Annotated in this window: 2 tRNA genes and 2 rRNA genes; all 4 read right to left on the reverse strand. The window is 48.5% G+C overall.

Features of this window, described 5'->3' with window-relative positions:
* A 23S ribosomal RNA gene (locus tag BZG13_RS15105) occupies window positions 1-789 on the reverse strand; the annotation flags it as partial.
* Window positions 790-1,306: 517 nt separating this feature from the next.
* Window positions 1,307-1,382 (reverse strand) — tRNA-Ala (locus BZG13_RS15110).
* A 132-nt stretch (window positions 1,383-1,514) separates the two neighbouring features.
* A tRNA-Ile gene (locus BZG13_RS15115) sits at window positions 1,515-1,591 on the reverse strand.
* 91 nt (window positions 1,592-1,682) lie between these two features.
* Window positions 1,683-1,756, reverse strand: a 16S ribosomal RNA gene (locus tag BZG13_RS15120); the annotation flags it as partial.

The following is a 1,756-nucleotide window of genomic DNA, read 5'->3' on the forward strand; positions in this document are numbered from 1 at the left end:
CTCCGAGTTTGATTGGCCTTTCACCCCTAGCCACAGGTCATCTCCTAACTTTTCAACGTTAGTGAGTTCGGTCCTCCAGTTGATGTTACTCAACCTTCAACCTGCCCATGGCTAGATCACTCGGTTTCGGGTCTAATGCAAGCAACTGTCGCCCAGTTAAGACTCGGTTTCCCTACGGCTCCCCTATGCGGTTAACCTRGCTACTTACATTAAGTCGCTGACCCATTATACAAAAGGTACGCGGTCACCCCAYAAARGAGGCTCCCACTGCTTGTACGTAGACGGTTTCAGGTTCTATTTCACTCCCCTCACAGGGGTTCTTTTCGCCTTTCCCTCACGGTACTGGTTCACTATCGGTCAGTCAGGAGTATTTAGCCTTGGAGGATGGTCCCCCCATMTTCAGACAAGATATCACGTGTCYCGTCYTACTCGTTTTCACGCCTAAGGCGCCGTCGGTTACGGGGCTATCACCCTTTATTGCCAGGTTTTCCAACCTGTTCACCTAACGCCTAARCCGCTTAAGGGCTGCTCCGGGGTCGCTCGCCGCTACTGCCGGAATCTCAATTGATTTCTTTTCCTTCGGGTACTTAGATGTTTCAGTTCCCCGAGTTCGCCTCTTAGCGCTATGGATTCACGCTAAGATACCTGCTTATGCAGGTGGGTTTCCCCATTCGGACATCGATGGCTCAAATGCTTCTTACCAGCTCACCATCGCTTTTCGCAGGTTAGTACGTCCTTCATCGCCTCTGACTGCCAAGGCATCCACCGTCTACGCTTAATCACTTAACCATACAACCCCAAGAGGTTTTTNGCCTCTTAGCGCTATGGATTCACGCTAAGATACCTGCTTATGCAGGTGGGTTTCCCCATTCGGACATCGATGGCTCAAATGCTTCTTACCAGCTCACCATCGCTTTTCGCAGGTTAGTACGTCCTTCATCGCCTCTGACTGCCAAGGCATCCACCGTCTACGCTTAATCACTTAACCATACAACCCCAAGAGGTTTTTYTTGCGCGAGAGTGTCTTAAAAAGAAATCTGCGTCGCAAAACCACTGAGTGTTGAATCATCAACCAATTAAGGTTTTGTTTTTGCCGGACTCAAAATAGAGACTTTGCTTATCAAATAAGACAAAGCCCAAGCACACTTGATTGTGTGAGTGACATGATATGTCACTGATTGAGAACTTTACTGTCATTCTTWAAGAATGACTTGTCAGCTTTCCAGATTGTTAAAGAGCATGTGAATCTATCAATACGATAAACCACTTTTTAAAGACACTTATCATCATAAATGCGCTTAAAAAGTGGTGGAGCTAAGCAGGATCGAACTGCTGACCTCCTGCGTGCAAGGCAGGCGCTCTCCCAGCTGAGCTATAGCCCCATCATAAATTCCTTAGACAGACTTCTGAAGAAGTCCACTTCGCTTAGCCGAGTCAGATTTGAAGCGAGACGCGCAGTGTGCGCTAGCACATGAGCATCGCAGGTATCAAAGATGACGCAGGGTAAGTAGAAGTGGTGGGTCTGAGTGGACTTGAACCACCGACCTCACCCTTATCAGGGGTGCGCTCTAACCAGCTGAGCTACAGACCCATCTAAGGTACGAGCCTTTSACTAAGGCATTCGTATCTCTTTGAMTTTCAACCTATACAATCTGTGTGAGCACTCGCAACAATAGCGTCAGTAAGGAGGTGATCCAGCCCCAGGTTCCCCTAGGGCTACCTTGTTACGACTTCACCCCAGTCATGAACCACACCG

The sequence above is a fragment of the Salinivibrio sp. ML323 genome, assembly GCF_001995745.1.
Classification (GTDB): Bacteria; Pseudomonadota; Gammaproteobacteria; order Enterobacterales; family Vibrionaceae; genus Salinivibrio; species Salinivibrio kushneri.